At 61.5% G+C, this 21975-nt stretch carries 16 protein-coding genes and 1 pseudogene; 8 read left to right on the forward strand and 9 right to left on the reverse strand.

The features are described from left to right. The first annotated feature begins 10 nt into the window (after positions 1-10). The 3 genes and pseudogenes from BBJ66_RS10030 (at position 11) to BBJ66_RS10040 (ending at position 4360) form a co-directional block, all read left to right on the forward strand. The gene (locus BBJ66_RS10030) at positions 11-316 is read left to right on the forward strand and encodes an FAD assembly factor SdhE (protein ID WP_049735505.1); all 306 of its coding nucleotides are present in this window, start codon (positions 11-13) and stop codon (positions 314-316) included. Next, entirely contained in the window at positions 313-3816 is a 3504-nt protein-coding gene (gene mfd, locus BBJ66_RS10035; RefSeq protein WP_071086751.1) for a transcription-repair coupling factor, read from the forward strand. Before BBJ66_RS10030 ends, mfd begins: the two co-directional genes overlap by 4 nt. Positions 3817-3893: 77 nt before the next feature. After that, positions 3894-4360, forward strand: a pseudogene (locus BBJ66_RS10040) (OsmC family protein). Positions 4361-4392: 32 nt separating this feature from the next. On the opposite strand, the gene BBJ66_RS10045 reads toward BBJ66_RS10040, so the two are convergent. Both BBJ66_RS10045 and BBJ66_RS10050 read right to left on the reverse strand, forming a co-directional pair. Beyond that, a complete protein-coding gene (locus tag BBJ66_RS10045; RefSeq protein WP_071086753.1) occupies positions 4393-5064 on the reverse strand; it encodes a DsbA family oxidoreductase in 672 nt (223 codons plus the stop codon). A 65-nt stretch (positions 5065-5129) separates the two neighbouring features. Beyond that, the gene (locus BBJ66_RS10050; RefSeq protein ID WP_071086755.1) at positions 5130-6932 is read right to left on the reverse strand and encodes an extracellular solute-binding protein; all 1803 of its coding nucleotides are present in this window, start codon (positions 6930-6932) and stop codon (positions 5130-5132) included. A gap of 283 nt (positions 6933-7215) precedes the next feature. On the opposite strand from BBJ66_RS10050, the gene BBJ66_RS10055 reads away from it, so the two are divergent. Beyond that, complete coding sequence (locus BBJ66_RS10055) at positions 7216-7875, forward strand: invasion associated locus B family protein (RefSeq protein WP_049735500.1); 660 nt, start codon at positions 7216-7218, stop codon at positions 7873-7875. A 334-nt stretch (positions 7876-8209) separates the two neighbouring features. Here BBJ66_RS10055 and hspQ read toward each other — a convergent pair whose 3' ends face one another. The 3 genes from hspQ to BBJ66_RS10070 form a co-directional block, all read right to left on the reverse strand. Continuing rightward, complete coding sequence (hspQ, locus tag BBJ66_RS10060) at positions 8210-8539, reverse strand: heat shock protein HspQ (protein WP_003539613.1); 330 nt, start codon at positions 8537-8539, stop codon at positions 8210-8212. Positions 8540-8696: 157 nt separating this feature from the next. Continuing rightward, the gene (glnA, locus tag BBJ66_RS10065) at positions 8697-10106 is read right to left on the reverse strand and encodes a type I glutamate--ammonia ligase (RefSeq protein WP_003559365.1); all 1410 of its coding nucleotides are present in this window, start codon (positions 10104-10106) and stop codon (positions 8697-8699) included. A gap of 79 nt (positions 10107-10185) precedes the next feature. Beyond that, positions 10186-10524: a P-II family nitrogen regulator gene (locus BBJ66_RS10070; protein ID WP_003539626.1), complete on the reverse strand. Its 339-nt coding sequence runs from the start codon at positions 10522-10524 to the stop codon at positions 10186-10188. Positions 10525-10867: 343 nt separating this feature from the next. Between BBJ66_RS10070 and BBJ66_RS10075 the strand changes: the two genes are divergently transcribed. Continuing rightward, positions 10868-12340 (forward strand): bifunctional ADP-dependent NAD(P)H-hydrate dehydratase/NAD(P)H-hydrate epimerase, encoded by a 1473-nt coding sequence (locus BBJ66_RS10075; RefSeq protein ID WP_071086757.1) that lies wholly within the window; start codon positions 10868-10870, stop codon positions 12338-12340. Between the two features lie 6 nt (positions 12341-12346). Here the strand turns inward: BBJ66_RS10075 and BBJ66_RS10080 are convergent, their stop codons facing one another. The 3 genes from BBJ66_RS10080 to uvrA form a co-directional block, all read right to left on the reverse strand. Next, the gene (locus tag BBJ66_RS10080; protein WP_071086829.1) at positions 12347-13153 is read right to left on the reverse strand and encodes a DUF72 domain-containing protein; all 807 of its coding nucleotides are present in this window, start codon (positions 13151-13153) and stop codon (positions 12347-12349) included. 91 nt (positions 13154-13244) lie between these two features. Beyond that, the gene (locus BBJ66_RS10085; protein WP_071086759.1) at positions 13245-13724 is read right to left on the reverse strand and encodes a GNAT family N-acetyltransferase; all 480 of its coding nucleotides are present in this window, start codon (positions 13722-13724) and stop codon (positions 13245-13247) included. Further along, positions 13721-16642, reverse strand: a complete 2922-nt coding sequence (uvrA, locus tag BBJ66_RS10090; protein ID WP_071086761.1) for an excinuclease ABC subunit UvrA — start codon at positions 16640-16642, stop codon at positions 13721-13723. Before uvrA ends, BBJ66_RS10085 begins: the two co-directional genes overlap by 4 nt. A gap of 283 nt (positions 16643-16925) precedes the next feature. Here uvrA and BBJ66_RS10095 point away from each other — a divergent pair, with 283 nt between their 5' ends. Continuing rightward, positions 16926-17435: a single-stranded DNA-binding protein gene (locus BBJ66_RS10095; protein WP_049735495.1), complete on the forward strand. Its 510-nt coding sequence runs from the start codon at positions 16926-16928 to the stop codon at positions 17433-17435. Positions 17436-17765: 330 nt separating this feature from the next. Beyond that, positions 17766-18281, forward strand: coding sequence for a hypothetical protein (locus BBJ66_RS33005; RefSeq protein WP_244511646.1), 516 nt, complete (start codon positions 17766-17768; stop codon positions 18279-18281). Here the strand turns inward: BBJ66_RS33005 and BBJ66_RS10100 are convergent. Beyond that, a complete protein-coding gene (locus BBJ66_RS10100) occupies positions 18213-18860 on the reverse strand; it encodes a MarC family protein (protein WP_049735493.1) in 648 nt (215 codons plus the stop codon). The two genes, BBJ66_RS33005 and BBJ66_RS10100, sit on opposite strands and share 69 nt — an antisense overlap. 248 nt (positions 18861-19108) lie before the next feature. On the opposite strand from BBJ66_RS10100, the gene gyrA reads away from it, so the two are divergent. Next, positions 19109-21931, forward strand: coding sequence for a DNA gyrase subunit A (gene gyrA, locus BBJ66_RS10105; RefSeq protein ID WP_071086763.1), 2823 nt, complete (start codon positions 19109-19111; stop codon positions 21929-21931). Positions 21932-21975 lie beyond the last annotated feature (44 nt).

The following is a 21975-nucleotide window of genomic DNA, read 5'->3' on the forward strand; positions in this document are numbered from 1 at the left end:
AGGTAATGCCATGACAGGTGTCACGCTCACCAGTGCCGGTCTCGACCCGCGCCGCCGCCGGATCCTTTTCCGCTGCTGGCACCGCGGCATCCGCGAGATGGATCTGGTCTTCGGCCAGTTCGCCGAAGCCGAGATCGCGACGCTTTCGGAAGCCGAGCTCGACGAATTCGAGACGATCATGGCTGAGGAAGACAATGATCTGGTGCGCTGGATCATGGGAACATGGCCTGTGCCTGAGCGTTTCCAGACACCGATCTTTGCCCGCCTTGCCGCCTATACGCCCGATTTCGACAAGCCCCTCAGGACGCCGGAATGATCCCTGGTTTTGATGCGAAGAAGCTTGCGGCCATTGCCGAGCCGCTGACGATCGGCAATGTGCCTGTCGGCCTCGAACCGCTGCTGCTCGCCGAACTCGCCCGCGCGGGAGAGCCGGTCGCCTATGTCATATCGGACGGCCACCGCATGGCCGATCTCGAGCAGATGCTGGGCTTCGTCGCCCCCGACATTCCGGTTCTGACCCTGCCGGCCTGGGACTGTCTGCCCTATGACCGCGTTTCGCCGAGCGCCGATACCTCGGCCCGCCGGCTGGCCGCGCTCGGCGGCCTCATTGCCCACCGGAAGAAGCCGCATGCGGCCATCGTGCTCGTCACCGCCAATGCCATGCTGCAGAAGGTGGCGCCGCAGGATGTCATCGAAAGCCTGAGCTTTTCGGCTCGTCCCGGCAACCAGCTGCGCATGGACGATCTCGCCGGCCGCCTGGAGCGCAACGGCTTCGACCGCGTCGCGACCGTTCGCGAAGTCGGCGAATATGCCGTGCGCGGCGGCATTCTCGACGTCTTCGTGCCGGGTTCGGAAGAGCCTGTCCGCCTCGATTTCTTCGGCGATACGCTGGAATCGATCCGCAGCTTCGATCCGGCGAGCCAGCGCACCACGGGCCAAGTGCGCTCGCTCGATCTCAATCCGATGAGCGAGGTGACGCTGACGCCCGATACGATCAGCCGCTTCCGCAAGAATTACCTCTCGGCGTTCGGCGCGACGACACGCGATGACGCGCTCTATCTCGCCGTCTCCGAAGGCCGCCGTTATCCTGGCATGGAACACTGGCTGCCGCTCTTCTACGAGAAGCTCGACACCGTCTTCGATTATCTCAGCGGCTTCCGAGTTGTCACCGACCATACGGTGCGTGAGGCAGCCGAGGAGCGCTCCAAGCTGGTTTTCGACTATTACGACGCCCGCCTGAATTCCGGTCAGCCGGCCAAGGGCCAGATGGCGCAGGGCACGCCCTACAAGCCGGTGACGCCGGGCCAGCTCTATCTCGACAGCAAGCTTTTCGCCAAAACCCTCGACGCGCTCGGTGCGATCCGCATCAGCCCCTTCAACGAGATCGAAGGCGAGGCGAGGCGGGTCGTCAATATCGACGCCCGCCAGGGCCAGCGCTGGGCCCGCTCGAATGCCGAGGGCGGCGGCGATGCCGAACGCATCAACATCTTCGACGTCGTCGTCAAGCATATCGCCGACCGCCGCGCCGGCGGAGCGAAAGTGCTGGTCACCGCCTGGACGGAAGGCTCGCTGGAGCGCCTGCTGCAGGTGCTGAATGAACACGGCCTGGAAAAGGTGAAGCCGGTCGAGGCGCTGAAAGATGTCGGCGCACTGGGCAAAGGCGAGGCGGCAGCCGCTGTGCTCAATCTCGAATCCGGTTTCGAGGCGGGCGATCTCGTCGTCATCGGCGAGCAGGATATCCTCGGCGACCGCATGGTGCGCCGCTCCAAGCGCCGCAAGCGCGCCGCCGATTTCATCGCCGAGGTTGCCGGCCTCGACGAGGGCTCGATCGTCGTCCACGCCGAACACGGCATCGGTCGCTTCATCGGGCTGAAGACCATCGAGGCGGCAGGCGCCCCGCATGCCTGCCTCGAACTGCAGTATGCCGACGAGGCCAAGCTCTTCCTGCCGGTCGAAAACATCGATCTTCTCTCGCGCTACGGCGGCGAGGGCACCGAGGCCCAGCTCGACAAGCTGGGCGGCGGCGCCTGGCAGATGCGCAAGGCCAAGCTCAAGAAGCGCCTGCTCGACATGGCCGATGCCCTGATCCGCATCGCCGCCGAGCGGCTGACGCGCCACGCGCCGATGCTGACGACGCCGGATGGCCTTTACGACGAATTTGCCGCCCGCTTCCCCTATGATGAGACCGAGGACCAGGATAACGCCATCGACGCGGTACGCTCCGATCTCGGCGCCGGTCGGCCGATGGACCGCCTCGTCTGCGGCGACGTCGGCTTCGGCAAGACCGAAGTGGCGCTGCGCGCCGCCTTCGTCGCCGCGATGAACGGCGTCCAGGTTGCCATCGTCGTGCCGACGACCTTGCTTGCCCGCCAGCATTTCAAGACCTTTTCCGAGCGCTTCCGCGGCCTGCCGGTGCGCGTCCAGCAGGCCTCCCGTCTTGTCGGGGCCAAAGAGCTGGCGCTGACCAAGAAGGAGGTGGCGGAGGGGAAGACCGATATCGTCGTCGGCACCCATGCGCTGCTCGGCGCCGGTATCAAATTCGCCAATCTCGGCCTGCTCGTCATCGACGAGGAGCAGCATTTCGGCGTCAAGCACAAGGAGCGGCTGAAGGAGCTGAAGAGCGACGTGCATGTGCTGACGCTGTCGGCCACACCGATCCCGCGCACGCTGCAGCTTGCCATGACCGGAGTGCGCGAACTGTCGCTGATCACCACGCCGCCGGTCGATCGCATGGCCGTGCGCACCTTCATCTCCCCCTTCGACAGCCTGGTCATCCGCGAGACGCTGATGCGCGAGCATTATCGCGGCGGCCAGAGTTTTTACGTCTGCCCGAGGCTTGCCGACCTCGCCGATGTGCATGCCTTCCTGCAGTCGGATGTGCCGGAGCTGAAGGTCGCCGTCGCCCATGGCCAGATGCCGGCCGGCGAACTCGAAGACATCATGAACGCCTTTTACGAAGGCCGTTACGACGTGCTGCTGTCGACCACTATCGTCGAATCCGGCCTCGATGTGCCCACAGCCAACACGCTGATCGTCCACCGTGCCGATATGTTCGGCCTCGCCCAGCTCTACCAGTTGCGCGGCCGTGTCGGCCGCTCGAAGGTGCGCGCTTTCGCGCTCTTCACCCTGCCTGTCAACAAGGTGCTGACGGCAACGGCCGACCGCCGGCTGAAGGTGCTGCAGTCGCTGGATACGCTCGGCGCCGGCTTCCAGCTGGCAAGTCACGATCTCGATATCCGCGGCGCCGGCAACCTGCTCGGCGAAGAGCAGTCGGGCCACATCAAGGAAGTCGGCTTCGAACTCTATCAGCAGATGCTGGAAGAGGCGGTCGCCGAGGTCAAGGGTGTAGACGAAATCCACGACACCGGCTGGTCGCCGCAAATCTCCGTCGGCACGACGGTGATGATTCCTGAGGGTTACGTTCCCGATCTGCATCTGCGCATGGCGCTCTACCGCCGTCTCGGCGAGATCACCGAACTCAAGGAGATCGACGGCTTCGGCGCCGAGATGATCGACCGTTTCGGGCCGATGCCGATCGAGGTCCAGCATCTCCTGAAGATCGTCTACATCAAGTCGCTCTGCCGCACCGCCAATGTCGAAAAGCTCGATGCCGGCCCGAAGGGCGTCGTCGTGCAGTTCCGCAACAAGGAATTCCCGAACCCGGCAAATCTCGTCGGTTATATCGGCAGGCAGGGCACGATGGCGAAGATCCGCCCCGACCACAGCCTGTTCCTGACCCGCGATCTGCCGACCCCGGAAAAACGCCTGCAGGGCGCCGCCGTGATCATGACGCAGTTGGCCGAGATGGCGAAATAGAAGCAGTTCCAGCAAAAGTGCGAAGCGGTTTTGCGTCCGGAATGCGTGAGGAACAAAGAGATCGGAAGGAGACGGGCATGGCGACATACGGCGCAACGATCGCCTGGAAGCGGAACGGCGAGACCTTCACCGACAATCGTTACAGCCGCGCCCACCGCTGGGGCTTCGACGGCGGCATCGAGTTGCGCGCATCCTCGTCAGCCCACGTCGTTCCGCTGCCTTACTCTGTCGAGGATGCCATCGATCCGGAAGAGGCCTTCGTTGCCTCGCTCTCCAGCTGCCACATGCTCTGGTTCCTCTCGATCGCGGCAAAGCAGCGATTCTGCGTCGACAGCTACACCGATGCCGCCGAGGGCATTATGGAGAAGAATACCGACGGCCGCCTCGCCATGACCGTCGTGACGCTGCGGCCGCATGTCGTCTTCTCCGGCGACAAGCAGCCCTCGCTAAGCGAGCTCGAAAGCCTGCATCATCGCGCCCACGACGAATGTTTCATCGCCAATTCGGTAAAACCGAGGTGCGCTGCATTCCGGTCCTGGGATGAAGCAAAGGCCGTTGCCCGGCCATTGCCGCCTGCTAGTTGAGTCCGGATCGCGCCTCGGCCTTCGCCTTGGCGATATCGCGCAGCGCGTTGGCCAGCACGTCGGGCGTCTGGGCGCCGCTGACGGCATATTGCTGGTCGAAGATGAAAAACGGCACGCCGCTGACGCCCATCTCCTGCGCCGCCTTGATCTCCGCGACGATCAGATCGCGATCGGCATCGGAGGCAAGCAGCGAAGCGATGACCGAGCGGTCGAGGTCGGCCTTTTCGGCAATATCGAGCAGCACCGCATGGTCGCCGACATTGCGGCCTTCCTCGAAATTCGCCTTGAACAGCGCGTCGACGGCCTTGTCCTGCTTCTCGCGGCCTTCGATCATCGCCCAGTGGATCAGTCGATGCGCATCGAGTGTGTTCGGCCCGATCTTGATCGCCTCGAAATCGAAGGCGATGCCCACCTCGCGGCCGAGATCGGTGAGCATCTTATGGGCCTGCGCTACGCGCTCCTCGCCGCCGAGCTTCTGCGCCAGCGCCTTCTTCTGGTCGACGCCCTCCTTGGGGTAATCGGGATTGAGCCGGTACGGCCGCCAGTTGATATCGACGCCGATTTCGTCCTGCACTTCGGCGATGGCGAGTTCCAGCCGCGCCTTGCCGAGATAGCACCAGGGGCAGACGACATCCGAGACGACGTCGATAGTGATACGTTCCATGATGATCTTCCTTATTCCATGCGCCTCAGAACGGAGACGTTTCAGCCGGCCCGATTCGGCTCTTCTTATTGCACGCTCGTATCCCACCATACCGGCAGCTGGTAGCCGTAAAGCGGCACCGTGTCGGGACGGCCGATGCGCTTGCTGCGCGCCACCCATTGCTGGCCGATATGATAGAGCGGCAGCACGTAATGGCTGGACAGCAGCAGTCGGTCATAGGAACGCACCGCCGCGATGAAGTCCTCGGTCGAGCGCGCCCTCAGCAGATGGTCAATCAGCGTGTCGAGATCGGGATCGTTGGCGCCGGCAAAGGTGTCGTTACCCTCCTTTGTGCGCAGAGCCGAAGACCAGCGACCGAGCTGCTCTATTCCAGGCGACAGCGTGGACACATAGGCTTTGATGATCATGTCGTAATCACGGCTGTTGGTTCGGCTCTGATATTGCGAATCGTCGACGGTGCGGATCGAAACAGTAATCCCGATCGTTTGCAGTGAACGCTGATAGGCAATGGCGAGTTTCTCCTGATCGGCATTCTGCGTCAGGATTTCGAAGGCGAGCTGATGACCCGAGGCGTCTATCATCTTGCCACCCTGGATGGTATAGCCGCCCTGTTTCAACAGTTCGACCGCCTGCCTCAGCACATTGCGGTCGCGGCCGGAACCGTCAGTGACCGGCAACTTATAGGTTCCGTCGAGAATCGTGGGCGCAATTTTGTCCTTGATCGGCCCGAGAAGGGCAATTTCCCTCTCATCGGCGGGAACGCCGAAGCTCGAAAGCTCGGAATTCTGCCAGAAGCTCTGGGTGCGCTTATAGGCGCCGGAATAAAGGTTCTTGTTCGCCCATTCGAAATCGAACACCAGTGACAGGCCCTCGCGCACCTTCGAGTCGGCGAAGATCGGCCGGCGCGTGTTGAACACGAAGCCGAGCATGCCGCTTGGGAGTTTCGGCGTAAACACATCCTTGATCACGGCCCCGGAGGTGGCGGCGGGGAAATCATAGGCATTGGCCCAATGGCCGGGATTACCGTCGGGATAGAGGTCGACATCACCCTTCTTGAAGGCTTCGAACAATGTCGTGTCCTGCAGGAAATACTGGACGGTGATCGTGTCGTAATTGTCGGTGCCGACCTTGGCGGGAATGTCCTTGCCCCAGTAATTCGGATCACGCTCATAGGTGATGCTCTCACCGGGTTTCACCGTCTTCACCTTGTAGGGACCGGAACCGAGCGGCGGCGTCAGCGATGTGCGGTCGAAGGTTTCCGGATCGACCGCATGTTTCGGCAGCACCGGGAAAAGGCCCAAAATCAAAGGCGTCTCGCGGTTAGCCTGGTCGTTGAAGGTCAAGCGCACGCTATGCTCGCCCACCTTTTCTATCTTGGCGACGGTTTTCAGGGGGGTCGTGTAACGCGGCAGGCCCTTGTCGCGCATCAGTTCGAAGGTGAATATCACGTCTTCGGGCGTCACCGGCTGGCCATCGGCCCATTTCGCCTTCGGATTGAGGTTGAACTGGATGAAGCTCCTGGCGTCGTCCCATTCCACAGTCTCGGCCAGCAGGCCGTAAAGCGTGAAAGGCTCATCCCTGGAGCGCTGCATCAGCGAATCGTAGACGAGATTGCCATATTCCGGATCCCACATGCCGCGCGCCGTCGTGCGATTACTCTTTACGATGAACGGATTGAGGCTGTCGAAGGTGCCGACGACGCCATAGGTGATCTTGCCGCCCTTTTTTACGTCAGGATTGACGTAAGGAAAGTGCTTGTAATCAGCCGGCAAGGCTGGCGCGCCACGCGTCGCAATGCCGTACAGCGGCTCGGCGGCGGCAGCGCCGCACAGCAGCGAGAGGACGAGGGGGACGACGATCCGGAGCATTCGGCAATCCTTGCGACCACGAAAACGGGCATGATTCACCGCGGAGATTATCATGGGGTCGAGCGATTCCAACACAAAGCGGCGATTTCTTTGGCATCGCGACGAAATGCTCGTCAAATTGCCAAAGAAATGCTGGATATCTTGAACGCTGCGATGTAACAGGTGAACCCGAAGTTTCGGGGTCATGCATTTGCCTTATTTTTTTAAGAGGTGGGTGCCGAACGACCCGAGGTTGGGGCGGCAAGTCGCTGTCCTGAACGGATATCAGGAGACGGAATTCGTTATGATGTTCAAGTCTGAAAAGAAAATGCGGGCAGCGCTGTCCGTTCTGGCAGTGATGTTCGGCGCCGCTTCGGCTCCGGTCTCCTCCTTCGCCCAGGAAGCGGCAGCTCCCGCCGATGGCCAGGCACAGGCCGCCGGTGCGCCGAGGCTCGGCTGGTACAAAACCTGCAGCAAGCAGGAAGACAACGACATCTGTGTTGTCCAGAACCTGATCCTCGCCAATGGCGGCCAGCTCGTCACGGCCGTTGGCCTGATCTCGGTCTCCGGCAAGATCAACCGCAAGCTCCTGCAGGTCTCGGTTCCGACAGCTCGCCTGATCCCCCCGGGCGTCATCATGCAGATCGACGGCGGCAAGGGCCAGAAACTCGACTACGCCGTCTGCCTGCCGGACAAGTGCACCGCCGAGGTCCCGCTGACCGATGCGATGATCGCCAGCCTCAAGAAGGGCAGCGACGTGATCTTGACCTCGATCAACTTCCGCCGCGCCCCGAACCCGATCAAGATTTCGCTCGAAGGCTTCACCGGCGCTTATGACGGCGAACCGGTTTCCGAATCGAAGCTCGCTGAAAGCCAGCGCAGCCTGCAGGAAGGCATGCAGAAGAAGGCCGAAGAAGCCCGCAAGAAGCTGGAAGACGCCCAGAAGGCAGCCAAGGCGCAGTAATCCTGCCGCCATATTGAATTGGAAACCCGGCTTCAGGCCGGGTTTTTTATTGATGGGTCTCTGTCTCTCCTCGGCTTTGCGCCGTGGCCCGGTTTACGCCCCGGATTTGCCCCTCACCGTAACCCTCTCCCCGTTTTGACGGGGAGAGGGGACGTGCCACGCAGGATGTCGGCGAGGGACGGAGAGGTCGCAGCATATCTCCTTCGCCTCGTTTACGGGGAGAAGGTGGCGGCAGCCGGATGAGGGGCTCCCCAGCAAAACGCTGCATTTGCAACCAACAGAAAAGGCCTCGCTGGGAGAGGTGAGGCCTTGTTCATGCTGTGAATCAACCGATCTAGTGGGCGAAGCTCATCTTGGGTTTGAACTGCCCTGACGGGGCCTGATCGAAAATCTGGTAGATCTGTGGGTTGCGAAGCGGCGTGCCGCTTTCGTCGTTCATCAGGTTCTGCTCGGAGACATAAGCGACATATTCGCTTTCGTCATTTTCGGCGAGCAGATGATAGAAGGGCTGGTCTCTGCTCGGGCGCACCTCGGCCGGAATGGAGTTCCACCATTCCTCCGTATTCGCGAACTCCGGATCAACGTCGAAGATGACGCCGCGAAACGGGAAAACCTTGTGCCGGACCACTTCGCCGATACTGAACTTTGCTACTCTTTCTTTCATGGTACGACTTCCTTTCATCACCAAATTTGGTGATTGGTGCCGCGCAAATCAAGATTTTTGCGCAAGCGCGTCACATGAACGTCATATCCTCCTGCTGGCGTCCATGACCCTGGGAGGGGAAAGCCCCGGAGACCGGGACTTTCCGTGTTCAGGCCAATCAGGCCGAGTAGTACATGTCGTATTCGACCGGATGCGGCGTCATTTCGAAGCGCATCACCTCTGCCATCTTCAGCTCGATGAAGGCATCGATCTGGTCGTCGTCGAACACGCCGCCGGCCGTCAGGAACTTGCGGTCCTTGTCGAGGCTTTCGAGCGCTTCGCGCAGCGAGCCGCAGACGGTCGGGATCTTCTTCAGTTCCTTCGGCGGCAGGTCGTAGAGATCCTTGTCCATGGCCTTGCCGGGATGGATCTTGTTCTTGATGCCGTCGAGGCCGGCCATCAGCATGGCGGCGAAGGCGAGATAGGGGTTTGCGGTCGGATCCGGGAAACGGACTTCGACGCGTTTTGCCTTCGGATTGGTGCCGAACGGAATGCGGCAGGAGGCCGAGCGGTTGCGGGCCGAATAGGCAAGCAGAACCGGTGCCTCATAGCCCGGGACGAGACGCTTGTAGGAGTTCGTCGACGGATTGGTGAAAGCGTTGATCGCCTTGGCATGCTTGATGATGCCGCCGATGTAGTAGAGGCAGCTCTCGGAGAGGCCGGCATATTCGTCGCCGGCAAAGGTCGGCTTGCCGCCCTTCCAGATCGACTGGTGCACGTGCATGCCCGAGCCGTTGTCGCCGAAGATCGGCTTCGGCATGAAGGTCGCCGTCTTACCATAGGCATTGGCCACCTGATGCACGACATATTTGTAGATCTGCATCTTGTCGGCGTTGCGCACCAGTGTATCGAACTTGATGCCGAGTTCGTGCTGGGCGGCGGCGACTTCATGGTGATGCTTTTCGACGACGACGCCCATTTCGGAGAGAACCGTCAGCATTTCCGAACGCATGTCCTGGGCACTGTCGACGGGCGGAACCGGGAAATAGCCGCCCTTGACGCGCGGGCGATGGCCGAGGTTGCCGGTTTCGTAATCGGTGTCGTCGTTCGACGGCAGCTCGGTCGAATCGAGCTTGAAGCCGGTATTGTAGGGATCGGCCTTGTACTTGACGTCGTCGAAGACGAAGAATTCGGCTTCCGGGCCGACGAAGATCGTGTCGCCGATGCCGGATGCCTTGAGATAGGCTTCGGCCTTCTTGGCGGTGCCGCGCGGATCGCGGTTGTAAGCCTCGCCGGAAACCGGATCGAGAATATCGCAGACGATGACCATGGTCGACTGAGCGAAGAACGGGTCCATATGCACCGTCTCGGTATCGGGCATCAGCACCATGTCGGACTCGTTGATGGCCTTCCAGCCGCCGATCGAGGAGCCGTCGAACATCACGCCGTCAGCGAACATGTCCTCGTCGACGCAGACAACGTCCATCGTCACATGCTGCAGCTTGCCCTTCGGGTCGGTGAAGCGCAGATCGACGAACTTCACGTCGTTTTCCTTGATCTGCTTCAGAATTTCGCTTGCGGTCGCCATTAAATACCTTCCTCCGATTTACGATGACAATACATGGCTGCGCTGACCGTATCGAACTTTGCGCGCTTGGCAAAGTGGGTCAGATGGCGTCGATGCCGGTCTCGCCGGTGCGGATACGGATAACCTCTTCGACGTTGGAAACGAAGATTTTTCCGTCGCCGATACGGCCGGTCTGCGCCGCCTTGCGGATCGCGTCGATGACGGCCTCCGCGTTTTCGTCGGCCAGTACGACTTCGACTTTCACCTTCGGCAGGAAATCGACGACGTATTCAGCTCCGCGGTAAAGTTCCGTGTGACCCTTCTGACGGCCGAAGCCCTTGGCTTCTGTGACCGTGATACCTTGCAGCCCGACTTCCTGAAGAGCTTCCTTCACTTCGTCCAGCTTGAAAGGCTTAATGATCGCTTCGATCTTTTTCATGAGAAAATGTCTCTCCGCTTCTCCCGTTATGGCAGGAATTTTCCCGCTCGCCGGATATGATGCAGATATCGTGCCAGTTTGAAATCCATCTTCTTAAAAAAATTCGCGGATTTTGCCGAAACCGCTGCATTTGCGGAGATTCTGATGTCGGTTTGGTGATAAATCAGCGGGAAAACTCGGTCCATCGATCAAAATCCTATCGAAAATCGAAAAAGACCCTTGTTTTAGGAGTCGCGCAACCACGTGTCTTGGGGGTGAAAATATAGGCAATTGCATAAAATAGGTTCTTTTCTTTGATGTTTCCAGCGGTTGTTTTTTAGGCGTTTTTTGATTGAATAGGCCAATGAGTCACCAGCTATCCGACCTTCTTCTCACGCCTGCCGAAATGGCTGCGGTCGACGCTGCCGCTGCCGCCTCCGGCATCGATTCCTTCGCCTTGATGGAAAGGGCAGGTGCCGCGGCCGCCGCCGCCGCCCTGCGTCTTCATCCCGAAGCTTTGCGCTTCGTCGTGCTCTGCGGGCCCGGCAATAATGGCGGCGACGCCTATGTGGCGGCAAGGCATCTGCAGAAGAGTGGGGCTCCGGTGGCGCTCTTCCATCTCGGCGATCCCGCCAGGCTGAAGGGCGATGCGGCCCGCGCGAAAGCCGGATGCACGCTGCGGGGGGAACCGCTCCACCTCTATCGTCCCGAAAGCGGCGACGTCGTCATTGACGGCCTGTTCGGTGCGGGGCTTAGCCGTGAGGTGCCGACCGATGTCCGCACGGTGATCGAGCGGGTCGCCGAGGCGGGTCTTCCCGTGCTTGCCGTCGATCTGCCCTCCGGCCTGGATGGCCGCACCGGCCGGGTGCTAGGGGCCGCCTTCCGCGCCTGCAACACCATCACCTTCATGACCCGCAAGCCCGGCCATCTGCTGATGCCGGGCAGGGAGTTTTGCGGTGACTTGGAGGTCTTCGATATTGGCATTCCGGCCCGCATCATCCGGGCCGAGGCAGCCGGCACGGTCGCCGAGAACGGGCCGGATGCCTGGAAAGCCGTGCTGCCCGCCGAGCAGCTGGAAACCCACAAATACAAGCGCGGCCATCTGGTCGTCTTCTCAGGCGAAGCCGACAAGACAGGGGCCGCGCGCATGTCGGCGACCTCGGGCCTGAAGGCGGGCGCCGGCCTGGTGACGATTGCAGCGCCGCGCGCGGCGATGGCTGCCAATGCCGCGCATCTCACCGCCGTCATGCTGCATGCGATCGACGACGAGGCCGACCTCAAAGACTGGCTCGCCGACAAGCGGCTGCAGACCTTCGTTCTCGGCCCCGGTTTCGGCATCGGCGCCAGGGCGCGCGCTTTCGTCTCGGCCCTTGCCGAGCGCCATCTCGTGCTCGATGCCGACGGCATCTCCTCGTTCAAGGACGATCCGCAGCAGCTTTTCGATCTTTTCCAGGGCGAGCCGCGACTGGTACTGACGCCGCATGAGGGCGAATTTTCGCGGCTCTTTCCCGATATCGGCGGCGACGATGGGCTGGGGAAGGTGGACAAGGCCATAGCCGCTGCCCGCCGCGCCAATGCCGCGATCGTCTACAAAGGCGCCGATACCGTGATCGCCGCGCCGGACGGCCGCGCGCTGATCAACACCAACGCTCCCGCTTGGCTTGCCACTGCTGGTTCCGGCGATGTGCTCGCCGGCATCATCGGCGGATTGCTCGCCCAGGGCCTGCCGGCCTTCGAGGCCGCGGCTGCCGGCGTCTGGCTGCACGGAGAGGCAGGGCAACGCGCCGGCAAGGGCTTGACGGCGGAAGAGCTCGCGCTGGCGGTACTGCCGCTTTAGCTCGACTTATCGCTGGAGCAATTTCTGCAGGGCGATCGCCCCATGCGGCGCGTTCACCTTGCCCTCATGGATCATGAAGGCGAAGACGTCGCGCGGCTCGGCCTTGACCTTGCGCCCCTCATCGATCAGCGGCAGATCGTCGGGAACCTTGCCTTCGGCCCAGGTCTCGAGCCGCTCTGCCCAGGCCTTCAAGTCCTTGTCCAGATAGCAGGTTGCAATATCGTCCGATCCTTTCTGCAGCCTGGCATAGACGAAATCGGCCGTCACGTCGGCGATCATCGGATATTCGAAATGTTCGGCGCAGACCGGCGCCACGCCGTATTTCGCCAGCAGCGCCACGAATTCCGGCACCTTGAAGGAATCGTGCCGGACCTCGACCACATGGCGCAGCGCCAGCCCGTCCTGCTTTGCCGGCAACAGCTTCAGGAAGGCCTCGAAATCGTCCGGATCGAACTTCTTCGTCGGCGCGAACTGCCAGAGCAGCGGCCCGAGATGATCGCCGAGTTCGCTGATTCCCGATGACAGGAACCGCTCCATCGATTCCCCGGCTTCGGCCAGCACCCGCCGATTGGTGACGAAGCGCGTTGCCTTCAGTGAAAAGATGAAGCCGTCGGGCACGTCGGCTGCCCATTTGGCAAAGACCGCCGGCTTCTGGGTGCTGTAATAGGTGCCGTTGACCTCGATGACCTTCAGTTGGCGGCTGGCATAATTCAGCTCGTCCTTCTGTTTCAGGTCATCGGGAAAGAAATGCCCGCGCCAGGGCTCGAAGGTCCAGCCGCCGATGCCGGTGCGGATAGTGCCGGATTTCGTCATGTCGTCCTCCCGGTTCGCAGCCATTCAGGCTGCATCAATCTCTTTCGTCATGTCGCCTAGAACAGGATGAATCCTGTTCTAAATCAGAGTATTAGAGCATGATGTCGTCCGAAAACCGTTCACACTTTTCGGCATCATGCTCTAGCATCCATCCTGGCCGATAAGGGTTCGGCCGGCGACCCGTTTCCTGAAACCCGAAGGCGCCATAGAGGGCGATGTTCCGCTCCATCAGCGCATTGGTGTAGAGCCGGATCTCAGGCTGCGCCCATTCGCGCGCCTTGCGCTCCAGCCAGTTGAGCATCGCCAGACCATGCCCGGCACCCTGAAAGGCCGGCGAGACCGCGATGCTGAACAGCATGAGGTGATCCGAATGCCGTTCGACGACCATGAGCGCGGTTATTTCGCCGCCGATCTCGCGCAGCCAGACCTCGCCGCGTTCGATGCGTGGCGCGTAATCTTCCGTCACCGGGATCGGCGGAGCACCGAAGAGCTCGGTATAGGGGCGATAGGCGGCTGCCGTCAGCGTCACGACCCTTTCCAGATCATCGGGCGACGCTGGCCTCATCGTCATTCTGCCGCAGCCGCCCTCTTGGCCGGCCGCCGCTCCAGCAATTCCTTGAGGAACTGTCCGGTATAGGACCGCTTCTCCTTGACGATCGTCTCGGGCGTGCCGAAAGCCACGATCTCGCCGCCGCCATCGCCGCCTTCGGGTCCGAAATCGAGCACCCAGTCGGCGGTCTTGATGACTTCGAGATTGTGCTCGATCACCACAACCGAATTGCCCTGATTGACCAGCTCATGCAGCATCTCGAGCAGTTTGGCGACGTCGTGGAAATGCAGGCCGGTCGTCGGCTCGTCGAGAATATAGAGTGTGCGACCGGTCGAGCGTTTCGACAGTTCCTTGGCGAGCTTGACGCGCTGCGCCTCGCCGCCGGAAAGCGTGTTGGCTTGCTGGCCGACCTTGATGTAACCGAGGCCGACATCCTTCAGCGATTGCAGCTTGTCGCGCACGGCCGGTACTGCCGCGAAGAAATCGACGCCTTCCTCCACCGTCATGTCGAGCACGTCGGCGATCGACTTCTGCTTGAAGGTCACGTCGAGCGTCTCTCTATTATAGCGCTTGCCGTGGCAGACGTCGCAGGTGACGTAGACATCGGGCAGGAAGTGCATCTCGATCTTGATGACGCCGTCGCCCTGGCAGGCCTCGCAACGCCCGCCCTTGACGTTGAAGGAGAAGCGGCCCGGCTGGTAGCCGCGCGCCTTGGCTTCCGGCAGGCCGGCGAACCAGTCGCGGATCGGCGTGAAGGCGCCGGTATAGGTCGCCGGGTTCGAGCGCGGCGTGCGGCCGATCGGCGACTGGTCGATATCGATCACCTTGTCGATATGCTCGAAGCCGTCGATGCGGTCGTGATCGGCCGGGTTTTCGCGCGCGCCCATCACCCGCCTAGCCGCTGATTTATACAGCGTCTCGATCAGGAAGGTGGATTTGCCGCCGCCGGAGACGCCGGTCACCGCCGTAAAGACGCCGAGCGGGATCGAGGCCGTGACGTTCTTCAGGTTGTTGCCGCGCGCGCCGACCACCTTGATCTCGCGGCCCTTCTTCTGCTTGCGGCGCTCGTTTGGAACGGGAACGCCGAGTTCGCCTGAGAGATATTTTCCGGTCAGCGACTGCGGATTGTCCATGATGTCCTGCGGCGTGCCGTGGGCAATGACCTGGCCGCCGTGAATGCCGGCGGCGGGTCCGATATCGACCACGTCGTCGGCCGTCATGATCGCATCCTCGTCATGTTCGACGACGATGACGGTGTTGCCGATGTCGCGCAGGTGCTTCAGCGTGTCGAGCAGCCGGGCATTGTCGCGCTGATGCAGGCCGATCGACGGCTCGTCGAGCACGTAGAGCACGCCGGTCAGCCCCGAGCCGATCTGCGAGGCTAGCCGGATGCGCTGGCTTTCGCCGCCCGACAGCGTGCCGGAATTGCGCGACAGGCTGAGATATTCCAGGCCGACATCGTTGAGGAAACGCAGCCGGTCGCGGATTTCCTTGAGGATGCGCACGGCAATCTCGTTCTGCTTGGCATTGAAGCTGGCCGGCAGCGTCTCGAACCAGTCGCGGGCGACGCGGATCGACATGCCGGTGACTTCGCCGATATGCAGCGTGCTTATCTTCACCGCTAAGGCCTCCGGCTTCAGGCGGAAGCCGTTGCAGGACGGGCAGGGGGCCGCCGACATGAAGCGCTCGATGTCCTCGCGCGCCCAGGCGGAATCGGTCTCCTTCCAGCGCCGCTCGAGATTGGTGATGATGCCTTCGAAATTCTTCTGCGTCGTATAGGAGCGGGCGCCGTCGGCATAATGGAATTCGATCTTGTCGTCGGTGCCGTTGAGGATGACATCCTTGGCCTCGTCGGAAAGATCGTTCCAGCGCGTCCCGAGCTTGAAGCCGTAATGTTTGCCGAGCGCCTCAAGCGTCTGGTTGTAGTAGGGCGAAGTCGACTTGGCCCAGGGGGCGATCGCCCCGTCGCGCAGCGTCCGTTCGGGCTCCGGCACGATCAGATCCGGATCGATTTTCTGCTGGGCGCCGAGGCCGTCGCAGGTCGGGCAGGCGCCGAAGGGATTGTTGAAGGAGAACAGTCGCGGCTCGATCTCCGGAATGGTGAAGCCGGAAACCGGGCAGGCGAATTTTTCCGAAAACAGCACGCGCTCATGCGTCTCGTTCAGCGACTTGTTGGCCGAGCCGCCGGCCGAAGTCTCTTCCGGCGGCAGCGGCTTGTCGGCGAATTCGGCGACAGCTAGCCCGTCGGCGAGCTTCAGGCAGGTTTCCAGACTGTCGGCCAGGCGGGCCGAGACATCCGAGCGCACGACGATGCGGTCGACCACCACGTCGATATCGTGCTTGTATTTTTTATCGAGCACCGGCGCCTCGGCGATCTCGTAGAACTGGCCGTCGACCTTGACGCGCTGGAAGCCCTTCTTCATCAGCTCCGCCAGTTCCTTCTTGTATTCGCCCTTGCGCCCGCGCACGAGCGGCGCGAGAATATAAAGACGGGTGCCTTCGCCGAAATCGAGGATGCGGTCGACCATCTGACTGACGGTCTGGCTCTCGATCGGCAGGCCGGTCGCCGGCGAATAGGGAACGCCGACACGGGCAAAGAGCAGGCGCATATAGTCGTAAATCTCGGTGACGGTGCCGACAGTCGAGCGCGGATTGCGCGAGGTGGTCTTCTGTTCGATCGAGATCGCCGGCGACAGCCCGTCGATCTGGTCGACGTCGGGCTTCTGCATCATTTCGAGGAACTGCCGGGCATAGGCCGACAGGCTCTCGACATAACGGCGCTGGCCCTCGGCATAGATCGTGTCGAAGGCAAGCGAGGACTTGCCGGAGCCCGAAAGCCCGGTCATGACGATCAGCTTGTTGCGCGGCAGATCGAGATCGATGCCCTTGAGATTATGCTCGCGCGCGCCGCGGATGGAGATCGTCTTCAGTTCGCTCATCGTCTCAGCTTTGGTCCTTTGGGATAACAGCCCTTATTTAGTGATGCCGACCGGCGAGTCGAGGCTGAATGTCAACTAGGGTCAAGGTTTTCGATTCTGTTGACAGGATCATACGGATAAACTAGAACAAATAAAGAACAAAATTCCTGATGAATGCATGCGGTTTTCTGATGGGATAAACATGTGGATGAACGACCGTTTACGCGCATCGGCGGTCCGCGATGGTTTAAGGTGCGCTGATCGATTAACGCCGCCGGGCAGGGCGGCAGGCAGGGTGTGAAGCATGGCTGGTAGTGTAAACAAGGTAATTCTGATTGGAAACGTCGGTGCGGACCCGGAAATCCGCCGCACGCAGGATGGCCGGCCGATCGCCAATCTCCGTATCGCGACCTCGGAGACCTGGCGCGACCGCAATTCCGGCGAGCGCCGTGAAAAGACCGAATGGCACACGGTCGTCGTGTTCAACGAGGGCCTATGCAAGGTCGTCGAGCAATATGTGAAGAAGGGCGCCAAGCTCTATATCGAAGGCCAGCTTCAGACCCGCAAATGGCAGGACCAGCAGGGCCAGGACCGCTACTCGACGGAAGTGGTGCTGCAGGGCTTCGGTTCGACGCTGACCATGCTCGACGGCCGCGGTGAAGGCGGCGGTGCAAGCTCCGGCGGCGGTCGTGGCGGCAGCAGCAACAATGATTATGGCGACGACTACGGCGCCCCGGCTCCCTCATCATCGCCAAGCCGCGGCGGTGGCGGCGGCAACTTCTCGCGGGATCTCGACGACGACATCCCGTTCTGATCGGTGCCGATCCTGGTTTGAATAAGAATTGAGAGCATGATGCCCTGGACGGCGTCATGCTCTTTTTCTTTGGTCGCGACGATGGCATTTTCCACTGCAACTGAAGCCCTGGATGGGGCGGCATTGCAAAAGCCTCTGGGGAATTTCTGAATGAGTTGCCACACCTTTGAGAAAACCTCCGGTGCCTGCCTCCGACTTTGGTTGGACGAGGCGCCGCCCTCGATTGAACCGACGCGATGCCATCTTTGGGAGAGTAGGGCTTTCGCCGGTGGAGAAGGCATCCCCCACCGGAAAAGCGTGGCTGTGGAAATAGCTCGACCGGTTGGGGGCATGACCGTATATGGCCTGCTGTCAGCAAGCCTGGATCAGTCCGCAAATGCGCAAGGCCTGCGGGTGGACGTCCCAATTGAGCCTTTCAATGGCGAGAGTTGGCCCCTATCGCTTGCTCCCAGTTACCACAAAGTGCTTGCCGGATTTGCAGCAGAGTACCTGCCGGCCCTTTTCAGGGGAGTAGAGGATCTGCGCGAAAGTGCACCCAGTTTTGGCATTCTCTCATTTGATCGTATGGCCCATTCGGATATCGGTTCGTCGATAGACGGTTTTCGCGAGTTGACGAGGGCTATCCTACGCGCTTTGACGATGACGCAAGTTCCTGAAACGCCGAAGAGGCGTTCGCACTTCTGGCTGCCTAAAGAGTGTCGTTATGTTTCAGCTTCGATTGCCACGCATTTCCGCATCTCTTTATCGCAAGCCGCCGCACGCTCGCTGCGGCATGCATTAATGCGGCGTCGCGCTGATCAGATTAAGTGCCGCTTTCGCGCCGTCGACGACAAATTGCACCGCTAGGGCGGCGAGGATGACGCCGAGGAGCCGTGTCAGGATCGCCCGGCCGGTGACGCCGAGGAAACGGTCGAGCCGTTCGGCAATCAGCAGCATCAGGAAGGTCAGCAGCAGATTGGCGGCGATGACGGCGATCAGCTGGGCTTTTTCGACGGAGGTCGGCAGCGTGCCGGCAAGCAGGATCGTCGCGGAGATCGCACCGGGACCGGCGATCAGCGGCAAGGCGAGCGGAAAGACGGCGATATTTTCGATATGATCCTTGGTGACGGCCGCCTCGGTGGCCTTCTCCTTGCGCTCCTGGCGCCGTTCGAACACCATCTCGAAGGCAATCCAGAAGAGCAGCAGGCCGCCGGCGATGCGGAAGGCGCCGATCGAAATGCCGAGCACGCCGAGCACGCCGGCCCCGAACAGCGCGAAGACGGCGAGGATGATGAAGGCGATGGTCGAGCCGCGCAGCGCCACCTGCGTGCGCTGGGCGCGGCTCATGCCGGTCGTCAGCCCCAGGAAGATCGGGGCCAGCCCCGGCGGATCGATGGTGACGATGAGCGTCGTGAAGGCGTTGATCAATAGGTCGGCGCTTGCCATCGTCTCTCGAGAACCCCATATAGTTGCGTGGTTTTTATGCGTGGTTTTATGATTGTGAAGCGGGTATTCCGATTTGGCAAATATCCCGCGGCGGCCTGCGGCGGATTTCTCCGGTTCGGCCGCGCAACTTACATGTTTTACCCTCTTTAAGCCGCAAAAGCCTGTTCAAAACGCCGCGTGAAATTGGCGCGGGAACGGGCTTTCCGCTATAAATCTTCAAGTGATTCTAGAAGAGATCGTGATCTGTTTTGACTGAGCAAACACCCCCCGGCGGCGGGAAGCTCCCGCCAGGCATCGAGCCCATCTCCATCATGGAGGAAATGCAGCGGTCGTATCTCGATTACGCCATGAGCGTCATCGTCAGCCGCGCGCTGCCCGACGTGCGCGACGGCCTGAAGCCCGTGCACCGGCGCATCCTCTACGGCATGTCCGAGCTCGGCATCGACTGGAACAAGAAATACGTCAAATGCGCCCGCGTCACCGGCGATGTGATGGGTAAATACCATCCGCACGGCAATTCGGCGATCTATGATGCGCTGGCCCGCATGGCCCAGCCCTGGTCGCTGCGTCTGCCGCTGATCGACGGTCAGGGCAATTTCGGCTCGGTCGACGGTGATCCGCCGGCGGCCGAACGTTACACCGAATGCCGCCTCGAAAAGGCTGCCCATTCGCTGCTCGACGATCTCGACAAGGAAACCGTCGATTTCCGCGACAACTACGACGGCACGCTCTCCGAGCCGGTCGTCGTGCCCGCCAAGTTCCCGAATCTGCTGGTCAACGGCGCCGGCGGCATCGCCGTCGGCATGGCGACCAACATTCCGCCGCACAACCTGTCGGAAGTCATCGACGGCTGCATTGCGCTGATCGACGATCCGGCCATCGAACTGCCGGAACTGATGCAGATCATTCCCGGCCCCGACTTCCCGACGGGTGCGAAGATCCTCGGCCGTGCCGGCATTCGCTCGGCTTATGAGACCGGCCGTGGTTCGGTCATCATGCGCGGCGTTGCGGCCATCGAGCCGATGCGCGGCGACCGCGAGCAGATCATCATCACCGAGATTCCCTACCAGGTGAACAAGGCGACGATGATCGAGAAGATGGCCGAGCTGGTGCGCGACAAGCGCATCGAAGGCATCTCCGATCTGCGCGACGAATCCGACCGCCAGGGTTATCGCGTCGTCGTCGAACTGAAGCGCGACGCCAATGCCGAGGTCATCCTCAACCAGCTTTATCGCTATACGCCGCTGCAGACCTCTTTCGGCTGCAACATGGTGGCGTTGAACGGCGGCAAGCCGGAGCAGCTGACCCTGCTCGACATGCTGCGCGCTTTCGTCTCCTTCCGTGAAGAAGTCGTTAGCCGGAGAACGAAATTCCTGCTGCGCAAGGCGCGTGACCGCGCCCATGTGTTGGTCGGCCTCGCCATTGCCGTCGCCAATATCGATGAAGTCATCCGCGTCATCCGTCAGGCGCCCGATCCGCAGTCGGCCCGCGAAGAACTGATGACCCGCCGCTGGCCGGCCGAAGATGTCGAAAGCCTGATCCGTCTGATCGACGATCCGCGCCACCGCATCAACGAGGACCTGACTTACAACCTCTCCGAAGAGCAGGCCCGCGCCATCCTCGAACTGCGCCTTGCCCGTTTGACGGCTCTTGGCCGCGACGAAATCGGCGACGAACTCAATAAGATCGGCGAGGAAATCAAGGATTACCTCGATATTCTCTCTTCGCGCCTCCGCATCCAGACCATCGTCAAGGATGAGCTCACTGCCGTGCGCGACGAATTCGGTACGCCGCGCCGCACCGAGATCGTCGATGGCGGCCTCGAAATGGACGACGAGGATCTGATTGCCCGCGAGGACATGGTCGTCACCGTTTCGCATCTCGGCTATATCAAGCGCGTGCCGCTGACCACCTACCGCGCCCAGCGCCGCGGCGGCAAGGGTCGCTCCGGCATGACCACCCGCGACGAAGATTTTGTTAGCCGGCTATTCGTTGTCAACACCCATACGCCGGTCCTTTTCTTCTCCTCACGTGGCATCGTCTACAAGGAAAAGGTCTGGCGCCTGCCGATCGGCACGCCGACCTCGCGCGGCAAGGCGCTGATCAACATGCTGCCGCTCGCCCCCGGCGAACGCATCACCACCATCCTGCCCTTGCCCGAGGACGAGGAGAGCTGGGACAACCTCGACGTTATGTTCTCGACGACGCGCGGCACGGTTCGCCGCAACAAGCTGTCGGATTTCGTCCAGGTCAACCGCAACGGCAAGATCGCCATGAAGCTCGAGGAGGAGGGCGATGAGATCCTCTCCGTCGAGACCTGCACGGAGAATGACGATGTGTTGCTGACGACGGCGCTCGGGCAGTGCATCCGCTTCTCCGTCGACGACGTCCGCGTTTTTGCCGGCCGCAACTCGATCGGCGTGCGCGGCATCAGCCTTGCCGGCGGCGACCGCATCATCTCGATGACCATCGTCCGCCATGTCAACGCCGAGCCGTGGGAGCGTGCCGCTTACCTGAAGCGCGCCGCCAACGACCGCCGCCTGACCACGGGTGAGGCCGAGGAGATCGCGCTGGTCGGCGAGGAGGTCACCGAGGAGGGACAGCTCTCCGACGAGCGTTACGAAGAGCTGAAGCAGCTCGAGCAGTACGTTCTCACCGTCTCCGAAAAAGGCTTCGGCAAGCGTTCGTCGTCCTACGATTTCCGCATCTCCGGCCGCGGCGGCAAGGGCATCCGCGCCACCGACACGTCGAAGACCGGCGAGATCGGCGAACTGGTCGCGGCCTTCCCCATCGAGGACGGCGATCAGATCATGCTGGTTTCCGATGGCGGCCAGCTGATCCGCGTACCGGTCGGCGGCATCCGTATCGCCAGCCGCGCCACCAAGGGCGTCACCATCTTCTCGACGGCCAAGGACGAGAAGGTCGTCTCGGTCGAGCGTATCAGCGAGCCTGAGGAGGATGAGGCGGAGGAGACTGTCGAGACCGCCGAAGGCGCCGCAGCGACCGGCGAAGCGGCTGCCGGTGAGGCGCCGGCTGCCGATGGCGATCCGGCCGGGCCGGCCGAGGAATGATCAGGTGAACGGGGCGGCTTCGGGCCGCCCTTTTCTTTAGCAGT

It is taken from the genome of Rhizobium sp. RSm-3 (genome assembly GCF_001854685.1).
In the GTDB taxonomy this organism is placed as follows: Bacteria; Pseudomonadota; Alphaproteobacteria; order Rhizobiales; family Rhizobiaceae; genus Rhizobium; species Rhizobium ecuadorense.

Bases quoted from the DNA above. Each gene is read 5' to 3' on its own strand.
- BBJ66_RS10085 (WP_071086759.1), bottom strand. From the start codon at position 13,724: ATGACGATGAGGCCAGCGTCGCCCGATGATCTGGAAAGGGTCGTGACG.
- glnA (WP_003559365.1), bottom strand. From the start codon at position 10,106: ATGGCGACCGCAAGCGAAATTCTGAAGCAGATCAAGGAAAACGACGTG.
- mfd (WP_071086751.1), top strand. From the start codon at position 313: ATGATCCCTGGTTTTGATGCGAAGAAGCTTGCGGCCATTGCCGAGCCG.
- BBJ66_RS10100 (WP_049735493.1), bottom strand. From the start codon at position 18,860: ATGGCAAGCGCCGACCTATTGATCAACGCCTTCACGACGCTCATCGTC.
- BBJ66_RS10045 (WP_071086753.1), bottom strand. From the start codon at position 5,064: ATGGAACGTATCACTATCGACGTCGTCTCGGATGTCGTCTGCCCCTGG.
- hspQ (WP_003539613.1), bottom strand. From the start codon at position 8,539: ATGAAAGAAAGAGTAGCAAAGTTCAGTATCGGCGAAGTGGTCCGGCAC.
- BBJ66_RS10055 (WP_049735500.1), top strand. From the start codon at position 7,216: ATGATGTTCAAGTCTGAAAAGAAAATGCGGGCAGCGCTGTCCGTTCTG.
- BBJ66_RS10070 (WP_003539626.1), bottom strand. From the start codon at position 10,524: ATGAAAAAGATCGAAGCGATCATTAAGCCTTTCAAGCTGGACGAAGTG.
- BBJ66_RS10030 (WP_049735505.1), top strand. From the start codon at position 11: ATGACAGGTGTCACGCTCACCAGTGCCGGTCTCGACCCGCGCCGCCGC.
- BBJ66_RS10095 (WP_049735495.1), top strand. From the start codon at position 16,926: ATGGCTGGTAGTGTAAACAAGGTAATTCTGATTGGAAACGTCGGTGCG.
- BBJ66_RS10050 (WP_071086755.1), bottom strand. From the start codon at position 6,932: ATGCTCCGGATCGTCGTCCCCCTCGTCCTCTCGCTGCTGTGCGGCGCT.
- BBJ66_RS33005 (WP_244511646.1), top strand. From the start codon at position 17,766: ATGACCGTATATGGCCTGCTGTCAGCAAGCCTGGATCAGTCCGCAAAT.
- BBJ66_RS10080 (WP_071086829.1), bottom strand. From the start codon at position 13,153: ATGACGAAATCCGGCACTATCCGCACCGGCATCGGCGGCTGGACCTTC.
- uvrA (WP_071086761.1), bottom strand. From the start codon at position 16,642: ATGAGCGAACTGAAGACGATCTCCATCCGCGGCGCGCGCGAGCATAAT.
- BBJ66_RS10075 (WP_071086757.1), top strand. From the start codon at position 10,868: ATGAGTCACCAGCTATCCGACCTTCTTCTCACGCCTGCCGAAATGGCT.